Genomic DNA, 22129 nt, shown 5'->3' with positions numbered 1-22129 from the left:
GCTTTTCAGCTATCTACGGAGTGTTAATAAAAATGGCAAAGATCGTCGACATCAAAGGGCGTGAGGTTCTCGACTCCCGTGGCAACCCCACTGTGGAAGCGGACGTTATCCTGGATAACGGCATCATCGGCAGCGCCTGCGCGCCGTCCGGTGCGTCCACCGGTTCCCGCGAGGCACTGGAGCTGCGCGATGGCGACAAGAGCCGTTACATGGGCAAAGGTGTGCTGAAAGCTGTCAGCAACATCAACGGCCCGATCCGTGATCTGCTGTTGGGCAAGGATCCGCTGGATCAAAAGGCGCTGGACCGCGCCATGATTGAGCTGGACGGTACCGAGAACAAGGCGTCGCTGGGCGCCAACGCGATCCTGGCCGTATCCCTGGCCGCTGCTAAAGCCGCTGCGCAGGATCAGGATCTGCCGCTGTACGCGCATATCGCCAACCTCAACGGCACACCTGGTCAGTACTCCATGCCGGTACCGATGATGAACATCATCAACGGCGGCGAGCATGCCGATAACAACGTCGATATCCAAGAATTCATGGTTCAGCCGGTCGGCGCCAAAACTTTTGCCGATGCGCTGCGCATGGGCGCTGAAATCTTCCATCACCTCAAGGCCGTGCTCAAAGCACGTGGTCTGAGCACTTCGGTCGGTGATGAAGGCGGCTTCGCCCCGAATCTGGCGTCCAATGAAGACGCGCTGGCGGCCATCGCCGAAGCCGTGGCTAACGCCGGGTACAAGCTCGGTGATGACGTGACCCTGGCGCTCGACTGCGCCTCCAGCGAATTCTTCAAAAACGGCAAATACGACCTGGCCGGCGAAGGCAAGGTATTCGATGCCGCCGGTTTCGCCGACTACCTGGCGGGTCTGGCTGAGCGCTATCCAATCATCTCCATCGAAGACGGCATGGACGAGTCCGACTGGGACGGTTGGAAGGTGCTGACTGACAAGATCGGCAAGAAGGTACAACTGGTTGGCGACGACCTGTTCGTGACCAACACCAAGATTCTCAAGGAAGGCATCGAGAAGAGCATCGGTAACTCAATTCTGATCAAGTTCAACCAGATCGGCTCGCTGACCGAAACGCTGGAAGCCATCCAGATGGCTAAGGCTGCCGGCTACACGGCGGTGATCTCGCATCGCTCCGGCGAAACCGAAGACAGCACCATTGCTGACCTGGCTGTCGGTACTGCCGCAGGCCAGATCAAGACCGGCTCGCTGTGCCGTTCGGATCGCGTCTCCAAGTACAACCAGCTGCTACGCATCGAAGAGCAGCTCGGCGGAAAAGCCGCCTACAAGGGGCGTGCCGAGTTTCGCGGCTGATCCCTTGCATGTTAGAAAGGGGCGGCGTTAGTCGCCCTTTTTTATGGGGCACGGTCAGCACTGTTGCGGTGGACCGGAACATACCGGCTATGCCGCAGGATCGCTTGTCAGCAAAGGAAGCCGGCCATGTCGCTGATCGCCACTTACATACCGTTATTGGAAACCAACCGAAGTCGTTCCATGCCTTCCATGCGCAGCTCTAATTGGTTATTCGTCGTATTGCTCCTGCTGCTGGGCGGTCTGCAATATCGTTTATGGGTTGGCGAAGGAAGCCTCGCTCAGGTCAGCGGGTTGAGCAAGCAGATCGCTGAACAACAGGGCGAGAACCAGCGGCTGCTCGAACGCAACCGCATTCTTGAAGCCGAGGTGAGGGAGCTCAAGCAGGGTATGGAAACTGTCGAAGAGCGCGCCCGTCATGAACTCGGGATGGTCAAAGAGGGCGAGACTCTCTACCAGCTTGCCGAATGAGTGCGGCCATGCTTCCACGGTTCTGGACCGTAATACCGGCTGCCGGTATCGGCAGCCGCATGCGCTCTGATCGGCCCAAGCAGTACCTGCAGCTGGCCGGCAAGACCGTCATCGAACATACCTTGGCCTGCTTTCTCAGCCATCCCCAGCTACAGGGGTTGGTGGTCAGCCTGGCGGGTGACGATCCTTATTGGTCGGATCTTCGTTGTGCCAACGATCCGCGTATCCAGCGCGCCAATGGCGGCAGCGAGCGTGCCGATTCGGTGCTTGCTGGTCTGCATCGCCTATCCGAGCTTGGCGCACGCGACGAAGAATGGGTGTTGGTACACGATGCGGCACGTCCCAACCTGTCGCGCGACGATCTTGACCGACTTCTTGCCGAGCTGGTGGATGATCCCATCGGCGGCCTTCTCGCTGTGCCTGCACGAGATACCCTGAAGCGTGCCGGGGGCAACGGACGGGTGCTGAAAACCATCGATCGCAGCGTGATCTGGCAGGCTTTCACGCCACAGATGTTCCGTCTCGGTGCGCTGCGTGATGCGCTTGCCGGTGCGCTCGAAGCTGGTGCGGCAGTTACCGACGAAGCCTCGGCGCTGGAATGGGCGGGGCACAGCCCGCGGCTGATCGAAGGGCGGACGGATAACCTGAAGATTACCCGCCCGGAGGACCTGCAGTGGCTGGAGCAGCGCTGGCGGTCCTGACTGCCAGCGCTGTCATGTCTGGCTCCTGTTAATAACGATATATTGCTGCGGCACCGCTCTCTGTTGGCATGCGCTCGGTGGGCACCGAAATAACTTCGCCGCCTTGCTCCAATGTCCATATGGTCAGTTCGTCGAGCAAATCGGGAGTAGTTGCCGAATCATTCCCGACCGCTAACGCCTTGCCTTGCTGCTTGTCCGTCACGCCCGGAATCTGCCGTTCGGCTTCTACCAGCAGGGTCGCTACGCGCCCTTCAATGGTTGCCTGACCGATTTGATCGAGCTGATCTGTGGCGAGGCCTTGACCATGCGATTCTCCGTACTGGTTGATGAAGCCTTCGAGACGCTTGATATAGCGCGGCTGCATGACCATCCAGCTCTTTTCCCGTAATTCGTCGTGGCTGAGCAGCGATGCGTCGCTCTCAATGCCTTCTGGCAGTAGATGCTCGTTGTGGCTGTGCTTGCGGAAGTGAAATTGATGTTCGGGAAGCGCAGCGAGAATCAACGGCAACCGAGACTTGCGGCTGTGGTGTTCAAGTATCGCGCGGTCCACCTCGCGGAAGAAGCGTTCGCGATCCCGATCGATTTCGTCCTGTCGGCCAGCGCCGCCGCTCTCGACCTGCATCGGATCTCCGCGCTCGCTGGCGCGGCTATAGCCTTGAGGAAAACCGGTCTGGCCCTTCTCGGTCAGCTCGCGCCCAAGCGCCTCCTCCACCGTTTTCGGTACGCCATCGGCCAGCGTAATTTCATCTATACCGTCACGGTTGCCTTCGAACAGGCGAACCGCATCTAGCGTAATCGTGAGGATCTGGTAGCGGTCGGCGGACTGGGCGATACGCAGCAATGGCTTGAGGTGCATGCGGTCGTTGGCGACTGCCAGTTCCGGCACGCTACGCTGCAGGCGAAACACCTCGAAATAACCAGCGGCACCGAATACGGCAAGTCCGTCGCGGTTGGAGTTCCAGAAGTCGGCATCGTCGATCAGGTCATGGAAGGGTTTGAGCAGTGTCTTGGCCTGATCAGTGCGGCCTTGTTGTTTGAGTGAGTCCTCCAGTTGTCGAACCAGATGTTTGAAGCGTATGGGATCCTGCTGGCGCTCGGGAAAGCTGCGGTGAGTGGGCTGGTATAGCGATAGGCATGGCGCGTCGCGCTTTGCAAGCAGTTGGGACATGGTTTCACGATCGAGCAATCTGTTCATGCACGGCCTCTCTCGTAGTCAGGTGGTTCGGTCCCTCGTGGGTTCATCAACGGCCTGGTTAGGCCGGTTTTTTATCGGTGAATGGTCAGTGGTGATTGAGCTTGTCCAGCGCATGGGCCAACGCATGGCTGAGCTTTTCCGCGGCACCATCAATGGCAAGCGTCATTGAGTCTGCCTTGTGGGTCGTGGAGATGGGCTCATGGCCCTTGACCCTGGCTTCCATCTGACAGCGTTTGTCCTGGGGGCCGCTTTTGCCGCTGTTCTCGTCGTTGAGATGAACTTCGACTCGGGTCAGCTGATCATCGAAACGTTCCAGTTCGCTCTCCACCGTTGCCTTTACGTGCTCCTCAAGGTTGCTGGTCACGTTAACGCTGTGATTGCTGTTCACCAGAATCTGCATGATGTCCTCCTGAATGAATCGCCGAGTACCCAGGCAAAGCGCAAAGGCCATCGGCTACAGAATTTCGACGTGGCCGGCAGGGGCGGGTTCCTCCGCCAGCTTGGTAGTCGGACGCGCGGCGTAGCTGCAACTCAGTCGCGTTCGTTACGGTACTCGGGACGTATGGCGAGCCCGTCTTTTAGCGCCTGAATCAGTAACCGTACCTTCGGCAATGGATAGCGCCGCTGCGGATAGACGGCCCAGACCGCCGTATTAGGAGGCTGGTTAGCTTCCAGTAGCGAAACCAGTTCGCCACGGCGCAGCGGCTCTTGCACGTAATAGTCCGGCAGCTGACAGAGGCCAAAACCGCGAAGCGCAGCATCAAGCACGGCCTGACCGCTATTGCAGCGCCAGTTCCCGGTGGGTTTGAACGGCTGCTCGCGCCCCTCTAATTGAAGCATCCAGGTGTCGCCCGTGCCCACCAGGCAGTTGTGCCGCGCCAGTTCCGAAAGTGTATGGGGGCGACCGTAACGTTCGAGATAGGAGGGGGCGGCACAGAGATACATGGCGCGCGGGGCGATTCGCGTCGCCACCAGCCGCGATTCGCTCAGGCGACCCAGGCGTATTGCCAGATCGTAGCCTTCCTGAACCAGATCCAGCGTGCGATTCGAGAGTTCGATATCGACGCGCAACTGTGGATGCTGCGCCATGAATCCATTCACCAGCGGCACGATGAAACGTTCGCCATAAGCCACCGCGGCAGTCATGCGCAGTAGGCCGGTTGGGGCACTGTGCAAGTCGCTAATGGCATGAAAGGCCTCGTCGCGTTCTTCGATCAGCCGCTGGCAGCGCGCCAGAAAGGTATGACCGGCTTCGGTCAGCGACACGCGGCGAGTGGTGCGGTAGAACAGCCGGGCCTGCAGGCGCTCCTCGAGGCGCGCTACTTGGCGACTGATGTGTGAGGATGAGACGCGCAGTAGCTCCGCGGCGCGCATAAAGCTCCCGCACTCGGCTACCGCAACGAACTCGTCCAGGCCTTCCCAGCGATTCAAAAGCTGCACTCCTAATAAATGCCGCGCTCTATCACGACGCTGGCAGGATGGTCGCACCGAGGTTGGACAGCTTGAGCCCACCAAAATCAGACTCTTGGCCGCCGGGACTGCGCCGCGGAACAGTGGAGAATGATGAATGAACGGACTGCGATGCTGCCCGTTAGGCGGCAAGACGCGAATTATCCCCATGTGGCAACAATGTTTCCACAAACGGCCCATTAACCCAACCTGCTGGCCAAACTACACTGCCCCGATCACCACGCATGAGTAGAGTCCATGACCATTAAATCCCGCGCCGCAGTCGCTTTTGCCGCCAACCAGCCCCTGCAAATCGTTGAGGTGGACGTCGAGCCGCCCAAGGCAGGCGAGGTACTGGTGCGGATAATCGCGACCGGCGTTTGTCATACCGATGCGTACACCTTGTCTGGAGAGGACTCCGAAGGTGTTTTCCCCTGCATCCTCGGGCATGAAGGTGGGGGTGTCGTCGAGGCCATCGGCGAGGGCGTGACCTCCGTAGCGGTAGGCGACCACGTCATACCGCTGTACACGGCTGAATGCCGCCAGTGCAAATTCTGCAAATCCGGCAAAACCAATCTCTGCAGCTCGGTACGCGCAACCCAGGGCAAAGGCCTGATGCCGGACGGCACAACGCGCTTCTCCTATAAGGGCGAGCCGATCTACCACTACATGGGCACCTCGACCTTTTCTGAGTACACGGTGCTGCCGGAAGTCTCTGTGGCGAAGATTCCCAAGGAAGCGCCGCTGGACAAGGTCTGCCTGCTCGGCTGCGGTGTCACGACCGGCATCGGCGCGGTGCTCAACACAGCCAAGGTCGAGGAGGGCGCGACCGTGGCGATCTTCGGTCTCGGCGGGATCGGTTTGGCGGCAATCATTGGCGCCAAAATGGCCAAGGCTAGCCGCATCATCGCGATCGACATCAATCCGTCGAAGTTCGCCATTGCCGAAGAGCTGGGCGCTACCGATTTCGTCAATCCAAAGGATCACGACAAGCCGATCCAGGAAGTCATCGTCGAGATGACCGACGGCGGCGTGGACTATTCATTCGAGTGCGTCGGCAATGTGCAGTTGATGCGCGCCGCGCTGGAGTGCGCGCACAAGGGGTGGGGCGAGTCCGTGATCATCGGCGTGGCCGGTGCCGGGCAGGAAATCAGCACCCGTCCGTTCCAGCTGGTAACGGGCCGAGTCTGGCGCGGCAGTGCCTTCGGTGGCGTCAAGGGTCGTACCGAGCTGCCGAGCTATGTGGAGAAGGCGCAGAAGGGTGAAATCCCGCTGGATACCTTCATCACCCACAACATGGGGCTGGAGGACATCAACCAGGCGTTCGATCTGATGCATGAAGGCAAGAGCATTCGGACTGTCATTCATTTCTAAGAACGGCTGGAAACATGAAGCCAGAAGCGCGAAGAGAACGGCAACGAGGTAAACGCTTCTGGCTTCAAGCCCTTCCAGCTTCGGAGAACCCCAAATGACTCTTGAAATCATTGCCAGCCAGAAAAGCTTCGGCGGCTGGCACAAGCGTTACCGGCATCGATCCAGCAGCTTGAACTGCGACATGGTTTTCGCCGTTTACTTGCCGCCACAGGCGGAGCAGGGCGATAAACTGCCGGTGCTGTACTGGCTGTCGGGGCTGACCTGTACCGATGAGAACTTCATGCAGAAAGCTGGCGCACACCGGCTGGCCGCCGAGCTCGGGCTGATCATCGTCGCGCCGGACACCAGCCCGCGCGGTCCGGGAGTGCCGGATGATCCGGACGCGGCCTACGATTTCGGTCTGGGTGCCGGCTTCTACCTCAACGCAACTCAGGAACCCTGGGCCAAGTACTACCGCATGTATGACTATGTGGTGAACGAGCTGCCGTCGCTGATCGAGGCGAGCTTCCCGGTATCGGACAAGCGCGGCATCAGCGGACATTCCATGGGTGGTCACGGGGCGCTGGTATGCGCGTTGAAGAACCCTGGCCGTTACCAGTCGTTGTCAGCCTTCGCGCCCATCAGCAATCCGGCAGCTTGTCCCTGGGGCGAAAAGGCTTTCTCTCGCTACCTGGGCGAAGATCGCTCGCGCTGGCGGGAATGGGATGCCTGTGCGTTGCTTGACGAAGCGGGCGAAAAACTGCCGATTCTGGTGGATCAAGGTGATCGTGATGACTTCATGGCCAGCCAGCTCAAGCCCGACGCGCTGGAGGCTGCGGCCAAGACAGCAGGGCATCCGCTGACGCTGCGCATCCAACCCGGTTATGACCACAGCTACTATTTCATCAGCAGTTTCATTGATGATCATCTGCGCCATCATGCCCAGGCGCTGAAATCCTGATACCAACCCCTCGAATGTAGGAGCGAGCTTGCTCGCGGACCGCCTCAGAAGCTTCGCCAGCAAGGACTAGGCGTCCCACTGGGCTCCTGCGAGAAGAGTTGGCACGACAGCTCAAGGTTACCGAAACGAAAAAAGGCCCGGCCGGAACATCCGGTCGGGCCTTTCCATCGCAAGGAGCTAGAGCGACGGGTAATCGGTATAACCCTCGGCACCCTTGGCGTAGAACAGCTCTGGGCGCGGCTCGTTGAGCGGAGCGTCCTGGCGCAACCGTTCCGCCAGATCCGGGTTGGCAATGTAGGGGATGCCGAAGGCCACTGCGTCGGCCTTGCCTTCTGCCAGCCAGGCGTTGGCCTGATCTTTGGTGAATCGCTCGTTGGCGATATAGACGCCGCCGAAGATCTGCTTCAGCTGTGGGCCGAGGCTGTCTTCGCCCGTCTTCTCACGGGTGCAGATGAAGGCCACGCCACGCTTGCCCAGCTCGCGGGCAACGTAACCGAAGGTCTCGGCGCGGTTGGAGTCGCCCATGTCATGGGAATCCGCCCGCGGCGCCAGATGCACGCCGACACGTCCAGCGCCCCAAACGCTGATCGCGGCATCGGTCACTTCCAGCATCAGCCGTGCACGGTTTTCCAGCGAGCCACCGTATTGGTCGGTGCGCTGATTGGTACTGTCCTGCAGAAACTGGTCGAGCAGGTAACCGTTGGCGCCGTGAATCTCGACGCCATCGAAACCGGCTTCTTTGGCGTTTTCCGCACCCTTGCGATAGGCCTCGACGATGCCGGCGATTTCGCTGGTTTCCAGTGCACGCGGAGTTTCGTAGCCCTTCATCGGACGAACCAGGCTGACATGGCCGGCTGGCTTGATCGCGCTCGGTGCGACGGGAAGCTGGCCGTCGAGATAGATCGGGTCGGAAATACGACCGACGTGCCAAAGTTGCAGAACGATCTTGCCACCCTTCGCATGTACCGCGTCGGTGACCTTCCTCCAGCCTTGAACTTGCTCGGAAGACCAGATGCCGGGCGTGTCTGGATAACCGACGCCCATCGGGGTGACAGAGGTGGCTTCGCTGATGATCAGGCCGGCGTCGGCGCGTTGGCCGTAGTACTCGGCAATCAGATCACCGGGGGACGCGGCCTGGTTCGGCGCGGCAGCGGGTCAGTGGGGCCATGATGATGCGATTGGCCAGTTCTAGTTCGCCAATCTTGATCGGGTCGAAAAGTGTAGGCATAGCGATGCTGCTCCTTTTACACGGAAGGGGTGCGATGGAAATTCAGAGGTCCTGGCCGATGCGTACCAAAAAGTTCTGGATGGCCTGTTCGTTGCGTTTGAAGAAGTGCCACTGACCGACCTTGCGATTGGTGATCAGCCCGGCACGCTGCAACGTTGCCAGGTGTGCCGATACGGTTGATTGCGACAGCCCGGCGCGCTGATCGATTTGCCCGGCGCAGACGCCGTTTTCCAGCGAGTGGTGCTGTTCGGAAAAGTAACGTTCGGGCTCCTTTAGCCACTGCAGGATGTCCCGGCGTAGTGGATGGGCAAGCGCCTTGATGATGTCGTCTAGTTCGTCGGGCATGGGTTCGCCTGGTTCGGTATATCGCGATGGACCGAACTATATATCGCTAAATTACGATATGTGATCGATTCGGTTAATGGTGTTTATCGGGCTTATCGATACGCGTGGCGATTCGTCGGCGGTGTGCGTTGGTTCACCGGGCGGCTGCGTCCTGTAGAATCCTCGGCTGATCTTTCCAGGGCGTTTTGACTATGCGTATCGGCCACGGCTTTGACGTGCACCGTTTCGCCGAGGGTGATTTCGTCACCCTCGGCGGCGTGCGGATTCCTCACAGGTTCGGCCTGCTCGCGCATTCGGATGGCGACGTGTTGCTGCATGCGCTGAGCGATGCACTGCTCGGTGCCGCGGCGTTGGGTGATATCGGCAAGCACTTTCCTGATACCGACCCTCAATTCAAAGGCGCCGACAGCCGAGTGTTGCTGCGACATGTGCTCAAGCAAGTGCAGGCCAAGGGCTGGAAGGTCGGCAACGTCGACGCCACTATCGTCGCTCAGGCGCCGAAAATGGCCCCGCATATCGAGTCGATGCGCAGCGTTATCGCGCAAGACCTGCAAATTGATCTGGATCAGGTCAACGTCAAGGCCACCACTACCGAGAAGCTCGGCTTCACCGGGCGTGAAGAGGGTATCGCGGTGCACGCTGTCGCCCTGCTGGTTGGCGCATGAACGAAGATCAGCTACTTGGCCCCTGGGCTCACGGTGGACCCTGTGGCACAGCGGTGCTCAAGGCCGTCGCCGAGGATTTCCAAGTGGACGAGGTGCTCGATATTCCCTTGTCCGGCGCGGGCGAGCACCTCTGGCTGTGGGTGGAAAAGCGCAACCTCAACACCGAGGAAGCGGCACGTCGCATCGCTCGAGCTGCTGGCGTACCGGTACGTAACATCAGTTACGCCGGCCTGAAGGATCGCCAGGCGCTGACCCGTCAGTGGTTCAGCCTGCATCTGCCCGGCAAGGCAGATCCGCAGTTGGGTAAGGCCGAGGACGAAACGCTCAAAATTCTCAGCACCGGCCGGCACCAGCGCAAGCTGCAACGCGGCGCGCACTCGGCCAACGGCTTCACCCTGCGTCTGACCCAGATGCAGGCCGACCACGCCGAATTGGATGCCCGTCTCGAGCGGATCAAGGCGTGCGGTGTGCCCAATTATTTCGGTCTGCAACGGTTCGGCTTCGAAGGCAGTAATGTTCACGGCGCCCGCGAGTACGCCGAGCGGCACGAGCTGCCCGGCCAGCGCAACCTGCGCTCGCGGCTGCTGTCAGCCGGGCGCAGCTACCTGTTCAATCGAGTGCTGGCCGAGCGCGTTGCTGTCGGTACCTGGAACCAGGCGCAAGTGGGTGATCTGCTCGCGTTCACCGATAGCCGAAGCTTTTTCCAGGCGGGGTACCCCGAGTGCAGCGATCCGCGGCTGGCTCTTCTCGATCTTCATCCAACCGGTCCCTTATGGGGCATGGGCGAGTCGCCTGCAGCTGGCGAAGCTCGGGCGGTGGAGGCCGGAATCGCAGCGGCCGAACCGTCAATCGCCAAGTGGCTCGCAGAAGCCGGAATGAAGCATGAACGGCGCATTCTTCGCCTCCCCATCGGGAGCTTGTCGTGGCATTATCCCGAGCCTGACATTCTGCAACTTGAATTCGTCCTGCCGACCGGATGCTTTGCCACTGCTGTGGTACGTGAACTGGTCAGCCTGGCAGGGCAGACGGACATTTGATGCGTATTTTGATCGCCAACGACGACGGGGTGTATGCACCTGGGCTCGCCGCGCTTTATGACGCGCTGGCAGATTATGCCGAGTGCAGGGTAGTTGCCCCAATACAGGACATGAGTGGCGCCAGCAGCGCATTGACGCTGGATCGCCCGCTCCATCCGACGACCATGCCGAACGGTTTCATCGGCGTGAACGGCACACCCACCGATTGTGTCCATCTGGGCCTCAACGGGCTGCTCGAAGAGGCGCCGGATATGGTGGTCTCCGGTATTAATATGGGGGCCAACCTGGGCGACGACGTGCTGTATTCCGGCACCGTGGCGGCGGCAATCGAGGGACGCTTCACCGGCAAGCCCGCGTTCGCCTTTTCCCTTGTGTCACGGCTGACCGATAACCTGCCAACCGCCGCCTATGTGGCGCGCAAGCTGATCGAGCAGCAACAGGCGCTCGATTTGCCGCCACGTACCGTACTCAGCATTAACGTCCCCAATCTGCCGCTAGATCATATTCGCGGCATTCAGCTGACTCGACTCGGGCATCGTCGTCGGGCTAAGCCGCCAATCAAGCAGGCGAACCCGCGTGGTAAGGACGGTTACTGGATTTCGGTAGCAGGCGACGTCGAAGACGGTGGGCCGGGGACCGATTTTCTCGCGGTGATGCAGGGTTACGTTTCGATTACGCCGCTGCAGCTCGATCGGACCTTCCATGAGGCCTTCGAAGGCCTCGATAGCTGGCTGGAGGGCGTGCTGTGAACCATCGCGGACCTGACAACCTGTTGCGTCACGGAACCGGTATGACGTCGCAACGCACCCGCGACCGTCTGATTCAACGGCTGTACGAGGAGGGCCTGTCCGACCCTCGAGTACTCGAAGTCATCCGGCGTACACCGCGCCATCTGTTCGTCGATGAGGCACTGTCTCATCGTGCTTACGAAGATACCGCTCTGCCAATCGGCCATAACCAGACCATTTCGCAGCCCTTTATGGTCGCGCGCATGAGTGAACTGCTGCTGGCTGACGGTCCGCTGGACAAGGTGCTGGAGATCGGCACCGGTTCTGGTTATCAAACCGCGGTGCTGGCGCAATTGGTCGAGCGTGTATTCTCCGTCGAGCGCATCCAGGCTCTGCAGGACCGAGCGAAAGAGCGCCTGGTCGAACTCAAGTTGCGCAATGTGGTCTTTCGCTGGGGTGATGGCTGGGAAGGTTGGCCTGCATTGGCTCCCTACAACGGCATCATCGTTACTGCGGCGGCAGCCGACGTGCCACAGGCCCTGCTCGATCAACTGGCTCCCGGCGGGCGGCTGGTGATCCCGGTTGGAGTTGGCGAAGTCCAGCAATTGATGCTGATCATTCGAGAGGAAGACGGTTTTTCCCGCCACTTGCTGGATACCGTGCGCTTCGTGCCGCTGCTCAATGGACCTGTAGTTTGATCTCAGCGGAAGGAAGCATGAAAAACACGTTGTTGCTGTACGCCAAGGGCATCGCGATGGGTGCGGCGGATGTGGTGCCGGGAGTGTCCGGCGGTACCATCGCGTTTATCACCGGGATTTATGACGAATTACTTCGGTCGATCGGCGCGGTACCTGGCGCTGCCGTGCTGTTGTTCCGTGGCCGCATTCGGGACGCATGGCAGGCGGCCAATGCCAACTTTCTATTGATTCTTTTGGGCGGTATTTTCACCAGCGTGCTCAGCCTGGCCAAGCTGATCACGTATCTGCTTGACGCTCATCCGATCCCTGTGTGGTCGTTCTTCTTCGGCCTGATTCTGGTTTCGGTGCATCTGGTCGGTAAGGAAATCCAACGCTGGGATTGCTCGCGAATCGTCGGGTTGATACTCGGCATCGCCTTCGCCTACGTGATAACCGTGGCCGCTCCGGTACAGTGGAGCGACAGCGGCTTGAGCTTGTTTTTCGCCGGCGCCATCGCGATCTGCGCAATGATCCTGCCGGGTATTTCCGGTAGCTTCATCCTGGTACTGCTCGGGCTGTATCCGGTTGTGCTCGGCGCGGTGAAGAATCTCGATATAGCTGTACTGGCGATTTTTGCGGCAGGCTGTCTCGTGGGTATTCTGAGTTTCGCACGCGTGCTCAGTTGGATGCTCGAACGTTGGCGCGATCTCACTCTAGCCTTTCTAACCGGGCTGATGCTTGGCTCGCTGAACAAAGTGTGGCCTTGGAAAGAAACGCTGACCTGGCGCATCGACTCCCACGGTGCGCGCGTGCCCCTACTGGAGCAGAACCTGCTGCCCGGTACCTTCGGCGATCTGACAGGGCAGGATCCTCAGCTGCTGTTGGCAATGCTGCTGGCGGTAGCCGGTATCATCCTCGTGCTCGGGCTCGAATGGTTCGCCGGACGGCGTCAGCCGTTGGCAGAAACTGCCTGAACATATTGTCGATCAAAGGGAGCGGGCATTGAAGCTCACAGCCAGCATGCAGTGGATACGCACCTCGTCAGTCCATTGCGCGCTTGCCGCCATCCTGGCCGGCATATTGCTCGTCGGGTGCGCCAGTTCACCGTCCGGTGGCGTGCATGTCGTGGATCGCAACAGCCGCGACCGAGTCACCAGCGGCCAGTATGTTGTCCAGCGCGGCGATACCCTGTGGTCGATCGCCTTTCGCTTTGGCTGGGATTGGCGGGACTTGGCTCGGCTCAACCGCATCAGCCCGCCTCATGTCATCTATCCCGGACAGACGATTCGCTTCAGCGGGCAAGCGCCTCGTGTTGTAACCGCTCGTCCGGCTCCGCCACCAAGCGCTAGACCGTCTGTGGTTGCGACGCCGGTGCCCATCCCGCCGCCGCTGACCAGGCCCAGCGTACCGGCACCCAAGGCGCCTGTGGCAACCACTCCGGTCAAGCCAGTAACCCGCTCCGCGAGCGGCTGGGCCTGGCCTACAGGCGGCACGGTTATCGGTAGGTTTTCCTCAAACGGCAGTTTGAATAAAGGCATTGATATCGCCGGGGAATTAGGACAGCCTGTTTTAGCTGCTTCTGATGGGGCTGTTGTGTACGCCGGCAGTGGTTTACGGGGTTACGGCGAACTTGTGATCATCAAGCACAGCGATACCTATGTAAGTGCCTACGGCCACAACCGCAGGCTGCTGGTTCAGGAGGGTCAACAAGTCAAAGCTGGGCAGACCATTGCCGAGATGGGATCGACTGGAACCGACCGGGTGAAGCTGCACTTCGAGATTCGCCGCCAAGGCAAGCCCGTGGACCCGCTGCAATATCTGCCAAAGCGATGATTTGATACTGCCTGTTCTGGCACTAGGAGGGGCTTGAGCGATGCCAGGGAGTGCGCGCCGCCCGAGCCTGTTGTCGAACTCAGAACAGGAAAACAATAATGGCTCTCAAAAAAGAAGTGCCGGAGTTTGACGTAGACGATGCTGTTCTACTCATGGAACCATCCGCGGACGCCGATCTCATCAGCGACATTTCCCGCGTCGGTTCAGTTGGCACTCGATCCAAAACCACGACCGTCAAGCAACACAAGTTCATCGACTACACCCGGGCGCTAGACGCCACTCAGCTGTACCTCAACGAAATCGGTTTTTCCCCCCTGCTGACTCCCGAGCAAGAGGTGCACTTTGCACGTCTTGCGCAAAAGGGCGATCCGGCGGGGCGCAAGCGCATGATCGAAAGCAACCTGCGACTGGTTGTGAAGATTGCCCGGCGCTATGTCAATCGCGGGCTGTCCTTGCTGGACTTGGTCGAGGAGGGCAACCTGGGTCTGATACGGGCCGTCGAGAAATTCGATCCCGAGCGTGGCTTCCGTTTCTCCACCTATGCTACCTGGTGGATTCGGCAAACCATCGAACGGGCGATCATGAATCAGACCCGCACCATCCGCCTGCCGATACATGTGGTCAAGGAGCTGAACGTCTACCTGCGCGCTGCTCGCGAACTGACGCAGAAACTCGATCACGAACCCAGCCCGGAGGAAATTGCCAACTTGCTCGAGAAGCCGGTTGCGGAGGTCAAGCGGATGCTAGGGTTGAACGAGCGCGTAACCTCTGTCGATGTCTCTCTCGGCCCGGATACCGACAAGACATTGCTCGATACCCTGACCGATGATCGGCCGAGTGATCCTTGCGATCTGCTGCTCGATGACGACTTGTCGGAAAGCATTGACCAATGGCTATCCGACCTGACCGAGAAGCAGCGCGAAGTGGTTATCCGGCGCTTTGGGCTGCGTGGACATGAAAGTTGCACGCTCGAAGAAGTCGGTCAGGAGATTGGACTGACCCGTGAGCGGGTACGGCAGATCCAGGTCGAAGCGCTCAAGCGCTTACGCGAAATTCTCGAGCGTAATGGTCTGTCGAGCGAGTCACTGTTCCGTTAGGCTCGGTTGCCCCTTACCGCTCTGGTAAGGGGCCGCACCACCTCCTTTAATTGCTAATCCTTTTCCCTTGCTCGGGCAGTTTTGGGCTGATTATGTGGGGCGCCAGATGCCAGGGTTGATCCACCCATAAGGTTAATTCTCGCTCTTTCCTAGAAAGCTTTTTGGCATGTAAGCATTCACTTACAAAGCATGTAAGCAAAGCCTGTAAAACAGCTCAGGTAGAACGCTTGGCGAAATATTTTTATGTGTAAGTTATTGATTTTTATTGAAATAAATATCAGATTGCATAATTACTCGTTTGCCATCATGCATTTTTCCGAGTTGCCGTTGTCGGCCGAAGCCTTAATATCGCACCTGTGCTCAGGGACAAGCACAACCGGCAAGGATGTTGGTCGGGACCAATCGCAGGATGCGGTTTCATCAGGACGATGAGCAGGAAATAAAGGGAAGCATGGAAGGAGGCGGGCGGGGCTTAAACCCCGCCCCTTTTTTTGTCCGCAATAATGTAGCGGTGGACGGTTCGCCGAACGACTCCTTTGCACAGTGGCCTAACGTTCGTGACACACTCAGAGGAGTTCATCATGAACGGTAAAGACACCAACGAGCCTACCCAGCCTGGGCAGAATCAGGAAGACCAGATAAAACGCCGCCCAGACGAGGCCGACGAGGATCATCTGGACGAAGCCCTGGAAGAAACCTTTCCTGCCAGCGATCCCATCTCGCCATAGGCTGGAACAGCCTGAGCGGTGCTCAGCGTGTTATCGCGATGAGCCGCTCACGCAATACGGGGAGTACCTGTTCGCGAAGCAGCGGGGCGACATGTTCCAGCTGTTGCGCGTGCAGCTCCAGCCAATCTAGTACCTCAATTTCCGCTTGCACCTTCACGTCGCTTGCAAGATGTCCTACGAAGACATCCGCTTCGACCCAGTGGTCCGGCTCGTTAGCTGCGCGCGCTTGGAAGTGCCCGAGCGATTGCAGCTGGGATTCCTCCATCCGTAAATCAAGCTCTTCGTGAAGTTCGCGCCGAAGTGCCTGTAGCGACGTTTCTTCTGGTTCGATCTTGCCGCCAGGCAGCATGAAGAAGCGGGTGCCACGCTTGCGTACTACCAGTAGTCGGCCGTCATCGTTGAACAGGCAGGCTGTGGCAATTTTCAGAACGGTAGGGGGCATGCATATCTCTTGTCGTCGTGCCATAGCGCTATGAGCGCCTTGTTTCGGTTGTAGCGCTGTAGACGCGCGGCGAGCGCTTCAGGCAGTACGCTGGCCGGCTCACTGAAGCCGAGCTGCTGGTAGAAAGCTTTTAGCTTCGGATCGCAGAACAACCACACAGGGCCTTCGCTGTTGCTCAGCGCCTGCTCGATCAGTTGCTTTGCCAAGCCCTGATTGCGCTGGCCGGGCGCGACCAACAAACCAGTCAGCCAGTGCCCATCGTCGATTCCGGTCAAGCACAGCCCCGCAACGATCTCAGTATTCCCTGCTATCCAACAGCGTGCCCCGGCTGGTACGCGCATGTGGCTGCGATGGGCTCGGTAAAACTTGTTCAGTAAAGGCCGGCATTCGGCCGGTAGCTGACGCAGTTGAATTTCAAACATAAGCACATCCTGCGAGACCGTGGATGGTAGCCCATCTGACTGCGGCACAGCGGCTTTCACGCCCCTGTGGCGCAGATCGCTCCGTTCATCCGAACGCTGCAATCTTTCGTTATTTCGCAGGTTCTCAAGCAGAACAGCTCTCCAACAAGGACAAAACCAATATGTTGGATTTACTGATAGTGACGGCTTTCATCCTGTATGGCCTGGGTTCCGGTCTGCGTGCTCGCGGTAAAGCTTCGCAGAGCCTTGACGAATATTTTCTGGCAGGCAGGACGATCAAGGGTTGGAAGGCTGGCTTCTCGATGGCTGCGACGCAGTTCGCTGCAGATACTCCGTTGCTGGTTACCGGTCTGGTTGCGACGGCAGGTATCTTCGCCCTCTGGCGTTTGTGGATCTACGGCATCGCGTTTCTGCTGATGGCATTCGTGTTTGCAGTTGGTTGGCGCCGTGCCGGGGTGTTGACCGACGCCGAGCTGACCCGCGTGCGTTATAGCGGCAAGGGTGTGACGCCGTTGCGTCTGCTCAAGGCCATTTATTACGGCACCGTAATCAATTGCGTGGTGCTCGCCATGGTACTGGTAGCGGCGGTTCGCATCGCTGAAGTATTTCTACCGTGGCATTTATGGCTGCCTACCGGAGTTTACGAGCCTATAGTCGGCTTCGTTACCAGCGCTGGGCTTCAGCTAGGCGAAAGCATTACGGGCCTTGAGCCGAGCATGATGACGGCCAACAACCTCATCTCGATTCTGCTAATTCTTGCGTTTACCGCCATGTACTCGATCACGGGTGGGCTGCGCGCGGTGGTCCAAACGGATGTGGTGCAGTTCAGCCTGGCAATGATCGGAACGCTGCTTTACGCCTGGTTCGTCATCGATGCAGTGGGAGGGTTGGGCGGGCTGACGGACCGCATCGTCGAACTCTACGGTGCCGAACAGGCCGGCAAGATGCTCTCCTTCGCGCCGCCAACCGATGCCGGGGAGTTGTTGATGCCGTTTTTGGTGATCATTGGGCTACAGTGGTTTTTCCAGATGAACTCCGATGGCACCGGCTATCTTGCGCAGCGAAGCATGGCCTGCCCGACCGACCGCGACGCCCGAATCGCCGGATTGGTATTCACCTGGTTACAGATTCTCCTGCGTAGCCTTTTCTGGCTCGCGATCGCCGTCGGTCTGTTGGTGCTTTATCCCTTCACGCCGAGTGAGATGGCCGGCGAGGGGTTCACTGCGGCCCGAGAAGCCTTGTTCGTGACAGGCATCGAAGATCTGCTACCGCCGGGTGTACGCGGATTGATGCTGGTCGGCTTGCTTGCAGCACTGGCCTCGACTGTCGATACGCATCTCAATTGGGGTGCGTCCTACTGGAGCAACGATGTCTATGGCGGCGTGTTCGCACCCCATGTGCTCAAGCGCAAGCCCAGGGACCGAGAGCTCGTGGTCGTTGCGCGTTTATCGAATGTGCTGATTCTGGTGATCGCGATGATCATCATGGCCAACCTCGGCTCGATCCAGACTGCCTGGTTCATCTCGCTGCTATTCGGTGCGGGAATGGGTTCGGTCCTGGTGCTGCGCTGGCTGTGGGAACGAATCAATCTGTATTCGGAACTGACCGCCATGGCGGTGTCGCTGATCACCGCGCCGCTGCTGCTCTATTACCTGGGTACCGACCCAGAGCGTGAATGGATTCGCCTCGGCATCATGGCCCTGACCACAACATCCGCGGCCATTCTGGTGACCTTCATCACGCCAACGACAGATGATGCGACGCTCAAGCGCTTCTATCGCCGGGTGCGTCCGTTCGGGTTCTGGCGGCACGCAGCGATGCTCAACGGTGTCGCTGCAGCTGTGTCAGTCAAGGCGCTCGGCACTCGGTTGCTTGCGGTCGCAGTGACCGCGGTTTCGCTGTTCTCGCTGTTGGTTGGCGTGGGCCGCTTAATGTTTCCGCCGCCTGACGGCAGTTCGGTTATCAGTTGGGTGTGTCTGGCACTCGGTCTGCTGTTGGTACCCGTATGGCTGCGCATCGCCATGGGTCGCGACTTCGACACGGACCCGGAAGGCGAGCCACTGCGTGAAGATATTTCAAGCAGGCAAGGTGGCTCTGCCTGATTAATAGGCGCTACTTCCGGCCCCGATTCGCCATCTGCTAGTGAGTCGGGGCCGTTTCGTTAATTAGCTTAATATAAAAGAGCCGCTCTGTTTGTTGGTGAAGGACTATCGCTGTTGCGCTTTTTAATGTGGCTCGGTTTAGTATTAAAGGTTAACTACCGAAGCGGTTGATGAAAATAAAAGTCTTGTAAAATTAACGAGTTGCTTCATATACCTAAAATAAAATGAACAGTCTTGGTGTGCTTGGGTCATTAGCATACGCATCGCGTCAGCGACTTGCGTATTTCGCCATAGCAGAACAAGAGGTGGTGTCATGAACCGACTTTTCAAAACTTCCCTGCTGGTAGCCGCTATGTTTCCAACCTTCGCAGGTGCCGCTCCGATGGCAGGTGATCGCGAAGTTACTCTGAGCGGCGCGGGCAGTAGCGACAGGGACTTCGACGACACAGTGTTCTCCGTACAGGGCAGTTGGGGTACGTATTTGGATGAAGCTTCCATGTGGGGCATCCGACAAACAGTCAATGCGCGTGACTCGGAAGGTGAGAGCGTCCAGTTCGACGGCTCCACGCGAGCGTTTTATGACTATCACTTCGGTAGCGGAAAAACCCGTCCATTCATTGGTGTGAGCGTCGGCGGGCTCTATGGCGAGGAGGTTGACGAGACCTTCATGGGTGGCCCTGAGTTGGGCATCAAGTACTGGGTGCAAGACAAGACATTCATCACTGCAATGGCCGAGTATCAGTTCCTGTTCAAGAGCGGGAGCGATGCGCAAGATCGTTACGATGATGGAGCGTTCTTCTATAGCGTCGGTATTGGTTATAACTACTGATCGCTACGTGTGCGATGCCAACGGCATCGCACACCTTGTTTCGCCTCGCTTGATCAGGTTGGACTTGAAACTTTGCCGGAGTGTTAATCACGCCTCTACCAGCTCCCTCAGAAAATTCTTCAAAGCCAGCCCTGGTTCATCATCTTCCGAAGTAACCATCTGAATACCCCATTGGCTGAGAATCTCTTCCTGTACGGGATTGGGTTTGTGCGAGAAGACATAGGAAATCGGCCGAACACCGAGCGTCTCATGCTCATTCCACATCTTCGAAAGCTTGTAGAACAACAGCCGAATATTGGTATCGGAAAGGCTATAACCAATAAATAACACTGCTTTGCTCAAGGTGTCTGCGCGCAGTTTGATATCCAGCGGCGTCTCGAACTGCAGGCGCTCGTAATAACTGGTCTCATCCAACACGATCGAGTCATCGTCATCGAAATCCCCGTGGAACTTAACGATCTGCCGGACTCCGTCACGGGCTTTTACCAGGTCGCTCGCATTGGCGATCTTGATATAGCTGACGCCATGAGCGTCGTGAGCGTTCTCCAGCCAGCGGTCATAATTGGTCGTATAGATTGCAGGAAACCTGCCCTGAACGATCAGTCGGTGAATTTCCGAGTCGCGGATTTCGATATTCCGGTGCCACTCACGGTCCATCCAACTGCGCAAAGGGCCGATATTGCCTTTTTTGATGCGGTAGTACTCGGCTAGCGAGAGGAAATTGCCATAGGTGTCGAATACGTCGGGGTCGTAGTCGAGTTGTAGAGCGATCTCGTTGATCAGGTCTCGCCAGGGGGGCAGCCCGATATTGGCCGACACTCCGGAGCCAACGAAAAGAATCAGACGATCGTGCCGGTAGGCTTCCAGAAGCTTCTGCATCGATTTGCCCTCAGGTTTCGCGCAAGTGGGTCACGAAGGCATCCAGTGCCCGCTTTCGCATGGACAGATCGTTATGGACCCCACCCAACTCGGCGAACGTACAAGAGTAACCGTCGGGGATGAACACGTTGTCCCACTCGAAGCCTTCACCGCCCGCCGGTTCGCGGGAAATCTTCCCGGCAACCTCACCTTCGAAAAAATGCCGTTTGCGTCCGTCGCAATAGCCGATTAGGGTTCGCGCCACCGCTGAAGGATCATCCAGACCGCCAATCAGTTCGGAAAAGCGCACGGCGTGCAATCGATCCCAGAATGTCTGGGTCAGACCGCCGGGAAAGCCGTTCAGGCTATTGATGAACAGCCCGGAATGTTCGACGAAGACCGGTTTACCTATCAGCTTGAAGGCATCCAGCAATTTATCGCTGACCAGTTGATACAAGTCTTCCGTCTGGGTTTCAACGATCCGCACCGGAAAGTTGATGATCTCTATGCCGCTCTGCTCTAGAAATTCCCCTATGTCACGGATTTTCTGCTCGTTGACCGAGGCAAAGCGGATCTTCATCTTGATTACCTGACAGCGCGATTCGAAGCGTCGATGCTGCAGGGCGCGCATTTTTACCCCGCTAGGGATAGACGCATCGATGCGCTCAGGGGTTCAGCTAACGCTAGGGCTGAAGTGATTGGGGGCGTGCCGGGCATGCCTGCCGTCCGGCCTGGAGGATGCGCTCTGCCGGCACTCGCAACTGCGCCAGCAGATAGGCGGCGAAATCCGCTGTGTAATCCTGTCTGGAAATGGCGAGCGCCATGCAGTCGAGCCAGGCGTCCCGTTCGGCTTCGCCTACCGTCCAGCGAGTATGGAATTGCGGAATGCTGATGCTGCCGTACGTCTCCGCATAACGACGCGGCCCACCCAGCCAGCCGCTGAGAAACGCCGCCAACCGTTCACGTGACGCGCTCAAGTCCTCAGGGTACAGGAGGCGCACGCAAGCGGCTGTTTCGGTTTCATCCATGATCCGGTAGAAATCCGCGACCAGACACTCGATGCCGATTTCGCCGCCGGCTGCCTGAAATGAAGCGTCACCGACGCCAAACGGGGTTTTACAAGTTGTACTCATCAGCTGGCCTATGAGATAGGGCGGTTCGCAAAAGGAGATTTAAGAAGCGGTCGTGCTGCCGGACGTGATTAAGCATTGGTCTATGCTGATTTACACTCTCCATGGAGGTCTACATGCGCACCGTTCTTTTAGCTTACGACGGTTCGGACAATGCCAAGCGGGCATTGCAATACATCATCGATTTCGCAGCTGACGCATCTAAGGCGCTCAACGTGCATGTGCTGAACGCGCAACAGGAACCGGTTATCTATGGTGAGTTCGTCACCCCCAGTACGGTTGAGGAACTCAATAACGGCCTCCTAGCCAAATCGCACCATACGCTTGAAGAAGCCGCTACAGCGCTGCAAGCGGCCGGGGTTGCGCACCAGACCCATGCTGTTTTGGGCAACGTGGCGGAGCAAGTGAATGACGCGGTGAAGCGACTCGGATGCGACACCGTGGTGATGGGCACTCGCGGCCTGGGTGGTTTCACCGGCATGCTACTTGGCTCGGCGGCCAACCGAGTGATTCATGAAGTTTCGGTGCCGGTACTGCTGGTGAAGTGACAGGCACCGAA

24 protein-coding genes and 2 pseudogenes are annotated in these 22129 nt (G+C 58.4%); 16 read left to right on the top strand and 10 right to left on the bottom strand.

The genetic code is table 11. The features are described 5' to 3' along the window. The first annotated feature begins 32 nt into the window (after positions 1 to 32). The 3 genes from eno to ispD all read left to right on the top strand — a co-directional run bounded on the left by eno (position 33) and on the right by ispD (position 2491). The gene (gene eno, locus NAV33_RS09210; RefSeq protein ID WP_255979142.1) at positions 33 to 1322 is read left to right on the top strand and encodes a phosphopyruvate hydratase; all 1290 of its coding nucleotides are present in this window, start codon (positions 33 to 35) and stop codon (positions 1320 to 1322) included. A gap of 189 nt (positions 1323 to 1511) precedes the next feature. Next, positions 1512 to 1790 carry a cell division protein FtsB gene (ftsB, locus tag NAV33_RS09205; protein WP_255979337.1) on the top strand — a complete coding sequence of 93 codons (279 nt, stop codon included), beginning with the start codon at positions 1512 to 1514 and terminating at the stop codon, positions 1788 to 1790. Next, entirely contained in the window at positions 1787 to 2491 is a 705-nt protein-coding gene (ispD, locus tag NAV33_RS09200; RefSeq protein WP_255979140.1) for a 2-C-methyl-D-erythritol 4-phosphate cytidylyltransferase, read from the top strand. Before ftsB ends, ispD begins: the two co-directional genes overlap by 4 nt. A gap of 28 nt (positions 2492 to 2519) precedes the next feature. Here ispD and NAV33_RS09195 read toward each other — a convergent pair whose 3' ends face one another. From NAV33_RS09195 to NAV33_RS09185, 3 genes and pseudogenes are all read right to left on the bottom strand, one after another. Further along, on the bottom strand, positions 2520 to 3686 hold the full coding sequence (locus tag NAV33_RS09195) for a hypothetical protein (RefSeq protein WP_255979138.1): 1167 nt from the start codon (positions 3684 to 3686) through the stop codon (positions 2520 to 2522). A 97-nt stretch (positions 3687 to 3783) separates the two neighbouring features. Beyond that, positions 3784 to 4086: pseudogene (gene hpf, locus NAV33_RS09190) on the bottom strand (ribosome hibernation-promoting factor, HPF/YfiA family); the annotation flags it as partial. A gap of 131 nt (positions 4087 to 4217) precedes the next feature. Then, positions 4218 to 5117 carry a LysR substrate-binding domain-containing protein gene (locus tag NAV33_RS09185; protein ID WP_255979134.1) on the bottom strand — a complete coding sequence of 300 codons (900 nt, stop codon included), beginning with the start codon at positions 5115 to 5117 and terminating at the stop codon, positions 4218 to 4220. A 276-nt stretch (positions 5118 to 5393) separates the two neighbouring features. On the opposite strand from NAV33_RS09185, the gene NAV33_RS09180 reads away from it, so the two are divergent. Together NAV33_RS09180 and fghA are read left to right on the top strand one after the other, a co-directional pair. Continuing rightward, complete coding sequence (locus NAV33_RS09180) at positions 5394 to 6509, top strand: S-(hydroxymethyl)glutathione dehydrogenase/class III alcohol dehydrogenase (RefSeq protein ID WP_255979132.1); 1116 nt, start codon at positions 5394 to 5396, stop codon at positions 6507 to 6509. Positions 6510 to 6603: 94 nt separating this feature from the next. Next, positions 6604 to 7449: an S-formylglutathione hydrolase gene (gene fghA, locus NAV33_RS09175; protein WP_255979130.1), complete on the top strand. Its 846-nt coding sequence runs from the start codon at positions 6604 to 6606 to the stop codon at positions 7447 to 7449. Positions 7450 to 7626: 177 nt separating this feature from the next. On the opposite strand, the pseudogene NAV33_RS09170 reads toward fghA, so the two are convergent. Both NAV33_RS09170 and NAV33_RS09165 read right to left on the bottom strand, forming a co-directional pair. Next, a pseudogene (locus tag NAV33_RS09170) lies at positions 7627 to 8677 on the bottom strand (alkene reductase). Positions 8678 to 8719: 42 nt separating this feature from the next. Continuing rightward, positions 8720 to 9022 (bottom strand): ArsR/SmtB family transcription factor, encoded by a 303-nt coding sequence (locus NAV33_RS09165; protein WP_255979128.1) that lies wholly within the window; start codon positions 9020 to 9022, stop codon positions 8720 to 8722. A gap of 191 nt (positions 9023 to 9213) precedes the next feature. Between NAV33_RS09165 and ispF the strand changes: the two genes are divergently transcribed. The 8 genes from ispF to NAV33_RS09125 all read left to right on the top strand — a co-directional run bounded on the left by ispF (position 9214) and on the right by NAV33_RS09125 (position 15787). Next, positions 9214 to 9687, top strand: a complete 474-nt coding sequence (gene ispF, locus NAV33_RS09160) for a 2-C-methyl-D-erythritol 2,4-cyclodiphosphate synthase (protein ID WP_255979126.1) — start codon at positions 9214 to 9216, stop codon at positions 9685 to 9687. After that, on the top strand, positions 9684 to 10724 hold the full coding sequence (truD, locus tag NAV33_RS09155) for a tRNA pseudouridine(13) synthase TruD (protein ID WP_255979124.1): 1041 nt from the start codon (positions 9684 to 9686) through the stop codon (positions 10722 to 10724). The genes ispF and truD overlap by 4 nt, the downstream gene beginning before the upstream one ends. Next, positions 10724 to 11473: a 5'/3'-nucleotidase SurE gene (gene surE / locus NAV33_RS09150; RefSeq protein WP_255979122.1), complete on the top strand. Its 750-nt coding sequence runs from the start codon at positions 10724 to 10726 to the stop codon at positions 11471 to 11473. The genes truD and surE overlap by 1 nt, the downstream gene beginning before the upstream one ends. A 41-nt stretch (positions 11474 to 11514) precedes the next feature. Continuing rightward, complete coding sequence (locus NAV33_RS09145) at positions 11515 to 12150, top strand: protein-L-isoaspartate(D-aspartate) O-methyltransferase (protein WP_029404859.1); 636 nt, start codon at positions 11515 to 11517, stop codon at positions 12148 to 12150. A 17-nt stretch (positions 12151 to 12167) separates the two neighbouring features. Further along, positions 12168 to 13103, top strand: coding sequence for a DUF368 domain-containing protein (locus tag NAV33_RS09140; protein WP_255979120.1), 936 nt, complete (start codon positions 12168 to 12170; stop codon positions 13101 to 13103). Between the two features lie 46 nt (positions 13104 to 13149). Beyond that, positions 13150 to 13962, top strand: a complete 813-nt coding sequence (locus NAV33_RS09135; RefSeq protein ID WP_255979335.1) for a peptidoglycan DD-metalloendopeptidase family protein — start codon at positions 13150 to 13152, stop codon at positions 13960 to 13962. A gap of 98 nt (positions 13963 to 14060) precedes the next feature. Next, entirely contained in the window at positions 14061 to 15059 is a 999-nt protein-coding gene (gene rpoS, locus NAV33_RS09130; RefSeq protein WP_255979118.1) for an RNA polymerase sigma factor RpoS, read from the top strand. A gap of 581 nt (positions 15060 to 15640) precedes the next feature. Further along, entirely contained in the window at positions 15641 to 15787 is a 147-nt protein-coding gene (locus tag NAV33_RS09125) for a hypothetical protein (protein WP_255979116.1), read from the top strand. Between the two features lie 22 nt (positions 15788 to 15809). On the opposite strand, the gene NAV33_RS09120 is transcribed toward NAV33_RS09125, so the two are convergent. Further along, positions 15810 to 16229, bottom strand: a complete 420-nt coding sequence (locus NAV33_RS09120) for an NUDIX hydrolase (protein ID WP_255979114.1) — start codon at positions 16227 to 16229, stop codon at positions 15810 to 15812. Then, on the bottom strand, positions 16211 to 16651 hold the full coding sequence (locus tag NAV33_RS09115) for a GNAT family N-acetyltransferase (RefSeq protein ID WP_255979112.1): 441 nt from the start codon (positions 16649 to 16651) through the stop codon (positions 16211 to 16213). Before NAV33_RS09115 ends, NAV33_RS09120 begins: the two co-directional genes overlap by 19 nt. 161 nt (positions 16652 to 16812) lie before the next feature. Between NAV33_RS09115 and NAV33_RS09110 the strand changes: the two genes are divergently transcribed. Then, positions 16813 to 18753, top strand: coding sequence for a sodium:solute symporter family protein (locus NAV33_RS09110; RefSeq protein WP_255979110.1), 1941 nt, complete (start codon positions 16813 to 16815; stop codon positions 18751 to 18753). 313 nt (positions 18754 to 19066) lie between these two features. Continuing rightward, a complete protein-coding gene (locus NAV33_RS09105) occupies positions 19067 to 19582 on the top strand; it encodes a hypothetical protein (protein WP_255979108.1) in 516 nt (171 codons plus the stop codon). Between the two features lie 87 nt (positions 19583 to 19669). Here the strand turns inward: NAV33_RS09105 and NAV33_RS09100 are convergent, their stop codons facing one another. The 3 genes from NAV33_RS09100 to NAV33_RS09090 form a co-directional block, all read right to left on the bottom strand. After that, positions 19670 to 20461, bottom strand: coding sequence for an SIR2 family protein (locus NAV33_RS09100; protein ID WP_255979106.1), 792 nt, complete (start codon positions 20459 to 20461; stop codon positions 19670 to 19672). Positions 20462 to 20471: 10 nt separating this feature from the next. Further along, a complete protein-coding gene (locus NAV33_RS09095) occupies positions 20472 to 21020 on the bottom strand; it encodes a non-canonical purine NTP pyrophosphatase (RefSeq protein WP_255979333.1) in 549 nt (182 codons plus the stop codon). A 103-nt stretch (positions 21021 to 21123) separates the two neighbouring features. Further along, positions 21124 to 21573, bottom strand: coding sequence for a group II truncated hemoglobin (locus NAV33_RS09090; protein ID WP_255979104.1), 450 nt, complete (start codon positions 21571 to 21573; stop codon positions 21124 to 21126). 113 nt (positions 21574 to 21686) lie between these two features. Between NAV33_RS09090 and NAV33_RS09085 the strand changes: the two genes are divergently transcribed. After that, on the top strand, positions 21687 to 22118 hold the full coding sequence (locus NAV33_RS09085; RefSeq protein WP_255979102.1) for a universal stress protein: 432 nt from the start codon (positions 21687 to 21689) through the stop codon (positions 22116 to 22118). Positions 22119 to 22129: the final 11 nt, after the last annotated feature.

It is taken from the genome of Stutzerimonas stutzeri (assembly GCF_024448715.1).
GTDB classification, from domain to species: Bacteria; Pseudomonadota; Gammaproteobacteria; order Pseudomonadales; family Pseudomonadaceae; genus Stutzerimonas; species Stutzerimonas stutzeri_AR.
Note: the sequence above shows the minus strand (reverse complement) of the source record. Positions and strands in the feature narration are given on the sequence as shown.

Excerpts from the sequence above, each read along its gene's own strand:
- eno (WP_255979142.1), top strand. The coding sequence starts at position 33 with ATGGCAAAGATCGTCGACATCAAAGGGCGTGAGGTTCTCGACTCCCGT.
- ftsB (WP_255979337.1), top strand. The coding sequence starts at position 1,512 with ATGCGCAGCTCTAATTGGTTATTCGTCGTATTGCTCCTGCTGCTGGGC.
- ispD (WP_255979140.1), top strand. The coding sequence starts at position 1,787 with ATGAGTGCGGCCATGCTTCCACGGTTCTGGACCGTAATACCGGCTGCC.
- NAV33_RS09195 (WP_255979138.1), bottom strand. The coding sequence starts at position 3,686 with ATGAACAGATTGCTCGATCGTGAAACCATGTCCCAACTGCTTGCAAAG.
- NAV33_RS09180 (WP_255979132.1), top strand. The coding sequence starts at position 5,394 with ATGACCATTAAATCCCGCGCCGCAGTCGCTTTTGCCGCCAACCAGCCC.
- fghA (WP_255979130.1), top strand. The coding sequence starts at position 6,604 with ATGACTCTTGAAATCATTGCCAGCCAGAAAAGCTTCGGCGGCTGGCAC.
- NAV33_RS09165 (WP_255979128.1), bottom strand. The coding sequence starts at position 9,022 with ATGCCCGACGAACTAGACGACATCATCAAGGCGCTTGCCCATCCACTA.
- ispF (WP_255979126.1), top strand. The coding sequence starts at position 9,214 with ATGCGTATCGGCCACGGCTTTGACGTGCACCGTTTCGCCGAGGGTGAT.
- truD (WP_255979124.1), top strand. The coding sequence starts at position 9,684 with ATGAACGAAGATCAGCTACTTGGCCCCTGGGCTCACGGTGGACCCTGT.
- surE (WP_255979122.1), top strand. The coding sequence starts at position 10,724 with ATGCGTATTTTGATCGCCAACGACGACGGGGTGTATGCACCTGGGCTC.
- NAV33_RS09145 (WP_029404859.1), top strand. The coding sequence starts at position 11,515 with ATGACGTCGCAACGCACCCGCGACCGTCTGATTCAACGGCTGTACGAG.
- NAV33_RS09140 (WP_255979120.1), top strand. The coding sequence starts at position 12,168 with ATGAAAAACACGTTGTTGCTGTACGCCAAGGGCATCGCGATGGGTGCG.
- NAV33_RS09135 (WP_255979335.1), top strand. The coding sequence starts at position 13,150 with ATGCAGTGGATACGCACCTCGTCAGTCCATTGCGCGCTTGCCGCCATC.
- rpoS (WP_255979118.1), top strand. The coding sequence starts at position 14,061 with ATGGCTCTCAAAAAAGAAGTGCCGGAGTTTGACGTAGACGATGCTGTT.
- NAV33_RS09125 (WP_255979116.1), top strand. The coding sequence starts at position 15,641 with ATGAACGGTAAAGACACCAACGAGCCTACCCAGCCTGGGCAGAATCAG.
- NAV33_RS09120 (WP_255979114.1), bottom strand. The coding sequence starts at position 16,229 with ATGCCCCCTACCGTTCTGAAAATTGCCACAGCCTGCCTGTTCAACGAT.
- NAV33_RS09115 (WP_255979112.1), bottom strand. The coding sequence starts at position 16,651 with ATGTTTGAAATTCAACTGCGTCAGCTACCGGCCGAATGCCGGCCTTTA.
- NAV33_RS09110 (WP_255979110.1), top strand. The coding sequence starts at position 16,813 with ATGTTGGATTTACTGATAGTGACGGCTTTCATCCTGTATGGCCTGGGT.
- NAV33_RS09105 (WP_255979108.1), top strand. The coding sequence starts at position 19,067 with ATGAACCGACTTTTCAAAACTTCCCTGCTGGTAGCCGCTATGTTTCCA.
- NAV33_RS09100 (WP_255979106.1), bottom strand. The coding sequence starts at position 20,461 with ATGCAGAAGCTTCTGGAAGCCTACCGGCACGATCGTCTGATTCTTTTC.
- NAV33_RS09095 (WP_255979333.1), bottom strand. The coding sequence starts at position 21,020 with ATGAAGATCCGCTTTGCCTCGGTCAACGAGCAGAAAATCCGTGACATA.
- NAV33_RS09090 (WP_255979104.1), bottom strand. The coding sequence starts at position 21,573 with ATGAGTACAACTTGTAAAACCCCGTTTGGCGTCGGTGACGCTTCATTT.
- NAV33_RS09085 (WP_255979102.1), top strand. The coding sequence starts at position 21,687 with ATGCGCACCGTTCTTTTAGCTTACGACGGTTCGGACAATGCCAAGCGG.